The organism is Phormidium pseudopriestleyi FRX01 (assembly GCF_017313335.1).
In the GTDB taxonomy this organism is placed as follows: Bacteria; Cyanobacteriota; Cyanobacteriia; order Cyanobacteriales; family Laspinemataceae; genus Laspinema; species Laspinema pseudopriestleyi.
Map to the genome: position 1 here is coordinate 1 of NZ_JAFLQW010000293.1, position 8,514 is coordinate 8,514.

General features: G+C 49.6%; 4 protein-coding genes. 2 read left to right on the top strand and 2 right to left on the bottom strand.

All coding sequences use genetic code 11. The features are described from left to right. Nucleotides 1-108: 108 nt before the first annotated feature. Together J0895_RS10985 and cax are read right to left on the bottom strand one after the other, a co-directional pair. On the bottom strand, nt 109-2,142 hold the full coding sequence (locus J0895_RS10985; RefSeq protein WP_207088138.1) for a serine/threonine-protein kinase: 2,034 nt from the start codon (nt 2,140-2,142) through the stop codon (nt 109-111). Nucleotides 2,143-2,379: 237 nt separating this feature from the next. Continuing rightward, the gene (cax, locus tag J0895_RS10990; RefSeq protein WP_207088139.1) at nt 2,380-3,474 is read right to left on the bottom strand and encodes a calcium/proton exchanger; all 1,095 of its coding nucleotides are present in this window, start codon (nt 3,472-3,474) and stop codon (nt 2,380-2,382) included. 811 nt (nt 3,475-4,285) lie between these two features. Here cax and J0895_RS10995 point away from each other — a divergent pair. Continuing rightward, complete coding sequence (locus J0895_RS10995; RefSeq protein ID WP_207088140.1) at nt 4,286-6,937, top strand: DUF3536 domain-containing protein; 2,652 nt, start codon at nt 4,286-4,288, stop codon at nt 6,935-6,937. 945 nt (nt 6,938-7,882) lie between these two features. Beyond that, nucleotides 7,883-8,008, top strand: a complete 126-nt coding sequence (locus tag J0895_RS26370) for a hypothetical protein (protein ID WP_277989823.1) — start codon at nt 7,883-7,885, stop codon at nt 8,006-8,008. Nucleotides 8,009-8,514: the final 506 nt, after the last annotated feature.

Consider the following 8,514-nt stretch of genomic DNA (forward strand, 5'->3'; position numbering starts at 1 on the left):
TTATCCGAGTCGCCGAGTTAGCGAGAGATTTAAGCTGGGGAACTGAACAAAACTGGGCTAATTTTGAGAAGATTTAGCGATCAGAGCAAAGTGGTTCAGAGCAAGTCATCAACCGATCGCCAGGTTTGAGAGTTGACTGGCCGATCGCCAAATTTTGATGGTTTTGTCATGACTGGCACTGACGAGAATTTCACCACTGCGGGCGATCGCCACCCCATTAACCGCACTGCGATGACCCATGAGAGTGCAGCGTAATTCCCCGGTCTGTAAGTTCCAAATTTTAACCGTTTTATCCCGAGAACTGCTGACAAAAGTTTCACCATCGGGGGCGATCGCCACGGACCAAATCGTTCCCGAATGACCCGTCAGGGTATAGTTCACTCTTTGAGTCTCTAAATCCCAGACACAGAGGGTCTGCTTGACATCCCCACTCACCCCAGTTTTGCCATCAGGACTAATGGCAAGGCAAGTCACCGATGCGCGATGTCCCGTGAAAGTCGAGAGACATTCTCCCGTTGCCAGGGACCAAATTTTCAGGGTTTTATCCCCACTGCCACTGACGAGGGTTTTGCCATCGGGAGTAAAGGCGATGCAAGTAACGGCATAGCAGTGACCCTGGAGGGTGTGGATTAATTCCCCATTCTTAACAGACCAGACTTTAATGGTTTTATCCGAACTCCCCGAGGCAATCAGCTTACCATTTGGGGAGAGGTCCACTGCGGCGACCCAGTTAGAATGACCTGTGAGGGTGTGAATTAATTGTCCCGTGGGGAGGTTCCAGAGTTTAATCTGCTGATCTGAACTGCCGGATGCCAGGGTTTTACCATCGGCAGTGACTGCCACGGACCACACTGCCTCCTGATGACCCATGAGAGTCCGTAATAATTGCCCTGTGGCGATATTCCAGACTTTAATCGTGTTATCCCAACTGCCGGTGACGAGGATATGACCCCCAGGAGAAAGGGCCACAGACCAGACCCCATCTTGATGTCCGACCAAGGTGCGATCGAGGGTAAAATCGCGGCCAGTGGGTTTAACACCAGAAGGCGCAAGTAAAGAAATTGCCCGAGTTGGTGGCATTAAATGAACGATGGGGTGACTGTTCTGAATCTGGTCTAAACGGGCGAGTTCGGATAAAATTTCCCCAGTATTGCGGGGACGCTGGGAGGGGAAGGGTGCCATCAGGCGATCGAGGAATTCGGCAAACTCTGATGATATCCCAGGCGCACTACTACGCCAGCGAAATTCGTCCGTATAGGGTTCATAAAACGTTAGGGGATGCTGGCGGGTTAACAAATAGACAAAGGTGCGACCCAAGGCAAAAAAGTCAGATTGTTCCACCGTATGTCCTTTTTCCTGTTCCGGTGGTGCATATCCTCGGGAAATGATGACGGTTCCGGCAGGGGTGACATTTTGGGGTGAAAGTTCCAGATGAGCGACCTCTCGAACTGTTCCAAAGTCAATTAAGGCCAAATTGCCATCGGGTTGGCGCATGATATTACTGGGTTTAATATCCCGATGGAAAAATTGGTGGTGATGGACTTCTTGGAGCAGAATGACCAATTGTTTGAGCCATTCTAGGGCGAGGGTTTGGGTGAGGGGAGTGCCTTGTTGTTTCAGCCATTCTTCGAGGTTGACTCCCTCGATTTTTTCCATGACGAGACAGTGTAAGGGAGTTTTGCGGTTCGGAGGGGCGATCGTAAAATAAGCCGAGGGTTCCATATAGGGAATCCCTTGGCGATGGAGTTGACTAAGGACCCGTGCTTCTCGTTCAAACAGGGAAAGGGCTTTTTTTTGGGTTTGGAGGGTGGTAAATTGGGTAAGGTTGAGGACTTTGAGGACTTTGGGTAGGCCCTGGTCATCCACTTGGTAAATGACGCTAAAGCCCCCAGAACTGAGGGCTTTCACCGGGCGATACCGTTGGTCCAGCAGCAATTGCATCCCACAACCGAGACAGAAGAGTTTGTGATCGCGATTGTGGGGGGAAGGACAGGCGGGGTTAATGCAATAGCTCATAAACGCTTGGGGGCTGGATTGAGCGGGTGAGGGCAAGATTTGGGGCGATCGCGAAGACAGGAGATCTCTATCTGTAGTATAGGGGGAATTCTCTCCGGTTGTCCCGGGGTATAAATTGCCCTCCATAACTAACTGTCAATTATAGAACCTGGCGATCGCTGTCTTAACGGGTTCAAACGCGCCAACACCCAACCCATCTAGCCCAAAAAAAAAGCTCGCATTGCTCACCCTGATTGTATCGAAGTCTTTTAACCCACAGGACTTACGCATAAGCCTCTAAATGTAGGGTTCATTCGCGAATGAACCCTACATTTAGGGTAGATTCTCAAAATATGCGTAAGTCCTAAACCCAATGCCAAATTTCTATCCAATCCCTTCAATCACCGGATGGAAGTAAAATGCTAATCCCAACACCAGATAAGTCGCCAGGAGTAAAGTCCCCTCCAGCCAATCAGAACGGCCATCAGAACTGACCGAATTGGCAATAGCCACTGATACAGCCACAGCCACCAGTTCAAAGGGGTTAAAGTTCAAATCCATCGGTTTATCTAGGATATAACCGGCAATGACTAAGACTGGCGCAACAAACAAGGCAATTTGCAAACTTGACCCCAGGGCCACGGATACTGAGAGGTCCATCTTATTTTTCATCGCGACTGTCACTGCCGTAGCGTGTTCCGCCGCATTCCCAATAATCGGAACCACAATCACCCCGGTAAAGAGTGCGGTTAATCCCAGCATAGAAGTGGCTTCTTCTAGGGAAGCGACTAAAAATTCGGATTCGATAGCTACCATCAGGGTACAGGCTAATAGTACCCCACTCCATAGCCAGACATTGGGGGGTTTGATAGCTTCGCCTTCTTCCCCTTCTAACTCAGCTTCCCCGACATCACAGAGGTAGGCATGGGTTTTCATGGAAAACACCAGGGTTAAGACATAAACGAGGATTAAGACGATCGCCACGCAGATTGAGAGTTGCTGCATGGTCTTTTCTTCGATGCCAGTGGAGGTGAAATCTACTGCGGTGGGCAGTAACATGGCAATCACCGCCAGAGTCATTGCCGAGGCATTCAACCGGGCTACAATGGGTTGAAATTGTTGTTCTTTGTACCGCAGACCTCCCAGCAGCATGGAAAACCCCATGACGAGGAGCAGGTTACTAATAATTGAACCCGTAATGCTGGCTTTGACGACATTGATTAATCCCGCATTCAGGGCAACCAAGGCGATAATTAATTCAGTGGCGTTGCCAAAGGTCGCATTGAGTAATCCGCCCACAGTCGGACCGACAACTACCGCAATTTCTTCCGTGGCGGTTCCCATCCAAGCTGCTAAGGGAATAATTCCCAAACAAGCGGTTAAAAAAATTGTTGAGGCTTCCCATTCAAGAAAATGACCGGCAATGGAAATGGGTACGAAAACAAGTAAGCCGATGAAAATAATGTTTTTGATGAACATCAAATTGGTTAGGTATCAGTAAAAAAATCAGGGGTAATTGAACCGGAAGAATCAGGAAGATTTTTCGGGTATTCCTAGGCCGCTAACTGCGTGTTTGAGGGCAGAGTCTAGGCTTAAAGATGACCGAATCCCGGTCGAGTTTAAGTCCGGTTGAGCAGACGGTTTTGGGGAGAGTTCAGCTTATAGACTGTCCTGAAATTGGCCTGCATGATTGGACTTGCCTCAAGACAAAGCTGGTTTACAACAGACCCTTCTATCAGTTCCCTCCAGTTTTGGCTAGGTAATTAGACTAGGAGATTGAAACTCAGAATTCGTTCAGTCATAACGAAATCTGTTGTAGCACAAAAGCGTGTGACCTTGAGTTTGGATGTATTCATGATGCAAGATACAAACCCCAGGATAAGTCTTGTGGAGCGGATTATAGCATAGACATTTTGATTTGCAAGTTTCAGAAAATAAAGATTTGTTTTGAAGTGTGAAATTCAGACGGTGGTCATACTATTTGCAATGGGGATCGGTTATAGTGCCTTTCAGAAGCTTCATCGCAGAAAACGGATAGAACAGCGATCGCGCCAGAGATAGCCCTAGAGATCATGTTGAAGTAACAGCAAGGGCGATCACGGTTTAGGCTCAGAGCAAGGCGGTTCGTGCCAAGTTTGTCATGCCTTCGCGATCGCCACGCCACTTTCTTCAAATTGCCTGCACTTAATCCAACACTCTGTACCCCAGCGATCGCCTGCCTAAAGATAGATTTTATCGATTGTTTAGTTGTAGATCTAACAGTATGACAACCTCATCCGACACAGCAATTATGCTGAATCCGACCTTAATCAGCCTAACTCCAGAAGAACACCCAGGAACTCGGGCAGAACCGGCCAAAATTGATCCCATCAAAACCGCCACGGGCGTCTATGTCTCGATTCACGGACATTTTTACCAACCCCCGCGCGAAAACCCCTATTTAGATGCGATCGAGCGGCAACCGAGTGCCTCGCCCTTTCACGACTGGAACGAGCGGATTTATCACGAATGCTATCGTCCGAATGCCTACGCCCGAATCTTCAACGACTCTGGCGAAGTGGTGGGGATCGTCAATAACTATGAATATCTCAGCTTTAATATCGGTGCTACTTTAATGACATGGCTGGAACGCTATGACATGTACGTGTACAATCGCATCGTCGAAGCCGATCGCAAAAGTGCACAGCGGCTCAACGGTCATGGCAATGCGATCGCCCAAGTCTACAACCACATCATCATGCCCCTGGCTAACGAACGGGATAAATACACCCAAATTCGCTGGGGTAAAGAAGACTTCCGATCCCGCTTCGGACGTGATCCCGAGGGAATGTGGTTAGCAGAAACTGCCGTAGACTACACCACCCTGGAAGTCCTGATTGCCGAAGGCATTAAATTTATTATTCTGGCCCCCTCGCAAGCTCAACGCTGCCGCGTGATCCCCGCTGAAGGTGAGGGTCAACCGGACTGGATCGAAGTCGGGGGAGCACAAATTGATCCCACCCGGCCTTATCGCTGTTTTCTCCCTGATCCCCAAGGGGGATCAGACCGTAAATCCATCGATATCTTCTTCTACGATGGTCCAATTTCCCGAGACATGGGCTTTGATGACCTCCTCAACAATTCCCATAACCTCCTCGGACGCTTAGGACTAGCCATTCAAGGGGATGGCCGCCCCAGTCAGTTGCTCTCCGTCGCCACCGACGGCGAAACCTTCGGTCACCACAAAGGCGGAACCGAAAAATGTCTCGCCTACGCCTTCGTCAGCGAATTCCCCAAACATGGCTGGACCGTCACCAACTTTGCCCATTATTTGAGCATCAGTCCCCCCTCCTGGGAAGTCCAACTCAAACCCGTCACCGCTTGGAGTTGCGCTCACGGCGTCGATCGCTGGCAGGATGATTGTGGCTGTGCGGGGGGTGGCAGTTGGCATCAAAAATGGCGGCGTCCCCTGCGCGAGTCACTTAACTGGTTACGGGATCAACTCACGGACATCTATGAAGAACAAGGTCGCCACCTGTTCTTAGACCCTTGGCAGGCCCGGGATGAATATATCAAAATCCTGCGCGATCGCTCCCCGGAAAATATCGACCGCTTCTTCCGACATCATCAAACTCGCCCCCTCACCCCCCTAGAACAAGTGGATGGCCTCCGCCTGCTGGAAATGCAGCGGCACAGCTTGCTGATGTACACCAGTTGCGGTTGGTTCTTTGAAGAACTCTCCCGTCCGGAAGGGGTGCAAATTCTCCGTTATGCCGCCCGGGCGATCGAACTCGCCGGAGATGTCGCCGGAGTCCAACTCGAACGAGAATTTATCGCTCGTCTTGCCCTAGCGCCCAGTAACGTCGATTCTTTTAAAGATGGGGCCGGGGTTTATCGCGATCTGGTCCAAACCGATCAAATTAGCTTAGAGCAAGTCGCCGCCCATTACGCCATCAGCGGACTCTTTACCAGCTATGCCCCCCAACATCGGGTGTACTGCTATGAAGCTTACCAACGGGATTATCAGTTGCAACGCATGGGGCCCCTGACTCTGGGAGTCGGACAACTTCAACTGGTTTCGGAAATCACCCGAGAAAGTGTCGATTTAGTCTTTGCTGTACTCCATCTCGGCGGGTGGGATTTCCATTGCAGCATTCAACCCTTCACCGGACGACGGGCCTACACTCAGATGAAAGAGCATCTGTTCGGTGTCTTGCAAGAGGCCAGTGCTGCCCATGCTATTCTGGCGATGAATGAGCATTTTGATGGGAAATCCTACAATTTGCGCGACCTGTTTGCCGAGGAACGTCATCGGATCATGCGCCTGTTAAGTCAAGAAACCTTGATGCGTCTCGACCAACTTTACAGCCAAGTGTATCGGGATAATTATGGGATCATGATGGGGTTCCATCGGGATGAACTGCTGGTCCCGAAAGAGTTACAGGTGGCCGCCGAGATTGCCTTGGGCCATCGCTGTATGCAGTCCGTTCTGGGTTTAGAACAGGAACTGGGGATGGCCCAGGGTGATGGACAGGTGATGTCTGGGCATTTAGGGGAGTTAGAAGCGATCGCCACGGAAGCCGAACATACCCGTTGCCATCTCTATCTACCCGAGGCCAAAGTCATTTTAGAACGGTCCATCCTGCGATCGCTCTGGGACCTCCTCCACGAAGTCCAAACGGAACTGCTAGAGGCCGATATTCATCGCTTAGAACGCCTGATTGCCGTCGGTCAACGACTCAATCTCGGCTTGTCCTTAGAACACTCCCAAGAGCTTTATTTCTGTTGGCTCACCGGACAACTCGATCTCCACGGTTTCACCTCCGTTGATACTACTATTGCCTCGGGTTCTGCTGAATCCTTCGCCGTTTCTCCGGAAGATCCAGTCCAACTCCGTCGTCTTTTGTTATTGGGTCAAACCCTCCGGGTTCACGTTAGTCCCCAATTAGAACAACTTCGCTAATTGCCATCCCATCTAATCGCCTGCGCTCTCTATTCCAGGTAGCGCAGGCTATTTCTATTTCGGGGCAGCGGAACTCTATCTCGGCTCAATATACCTTTATCTGGGACTGATTCCACCTAAAATCCGGTCGGGTTACAAGGAGGCGAGACTACCTGGACAAAAATACTTCATTAGACAGATTGCAGCAGCCTCATGACACTCCATCACCCAGGGGAATTTTAAACCGGCATTTTCTATTTCACGCTACAGGAATAATATCTTTAGGGTGCATCCGATGTTTGAACAGTCTGCCCTCATCCCCCGGAGCCCCATTCTCCCTTTTTGGGAGAATGGGAGCCAGATTCAAAGTCCCTCTCCCACTCTGGGAGAGGGATTTAGGGTGAGGGCGGCGAGCATTGGGATGCTCCCTATCTTTACCCGTCAATTTGTTGACCCAGAGTTTAATCTTTGGAGTTTTTCAATCTATCTTTAGGTTCACCAAAGCCTCAACTTCCCTCACTTAAAAGTCTCACCCCCGACAGATGAATGTCCCAGATTTTCTAAGTACATTAGTCTTAGCAAGGAATTAAACGAGTCCAATCTGCCTTCAGTTTGAAACACTCTATCTAATTGAGGAGTCAATTGCGATCGCTGCTGGTGGAGGCCGATGTGACTTCACTCACAGCACCCACCCGATCACAAACACGAAACCGCAGTGAGTAACCTTAGCGACAATTCAGCAATTTTAGAAGATTCTGTTAATAGCAGCATAAGTCGTCAAGAAATTGAATCAAGTAAATGATGTTTTTAAAACTAGCTCTGGGATTGGTCTCTATATCTGTCGTTCAAATCGGACTAAGTGGGTTTACACCCGTATTCGCAGCTTCCGCTGAGGTTTCTAGCCCACATCAGGGCATGACAATGGATTGCTCTCAAGCGGATCAGTGTACATTAAGAGGGGCAAGCATGACAGAATGGGAAGCACCCACTAGCAAAAAAATTCCCGAACCGGGTATGGTCACTGCCATCATCCTATCCGGTCTGGGAATTGTCTCCTCGCAAAAAAGACGTTCTGCTCTCGCCGACAAGTAAATCCCAATGGGCGCACCTGAGTCTGAGTAGTCTGGACCGTCAAAGGGTTTTCCGGGTGCATCCCTTTCTTCAATCCGTTATCTTGGTGCATCCCCTTTTTCATCTTTCTGCCCTCTTGGAGACTCCCGCTATACTGGTACTCCAATTAGCGGCGAGAGTCAAGGAGGGGCTAGGTTTACGCTGCATAAAGATTGTTCTCCATGAATCGATTAATCGGTACATTACCGCCTTGGAGTTGTGTAATCCCGTGTAGTATTGCAATCTACTTCCGCGATCGGCAATTACGAACTGAAATCTGACAACTGAAGTCCGCATAACGGTTTTGCTCTGTTGAGCCGGACCTTTTCTGGGGTTAAGTTAGCTGATCCCAAGGGGAGACGCTGCGCGAACGACAATGTTAGAGGTCGGTACTATCTTAAAGACACTGGATTAACCCAATAAGCCTGTTTAATCTTTAAGTTTTAGTAGCTCCAGACTAGCTACGCATCCGTAGGTAAGAACTTGAA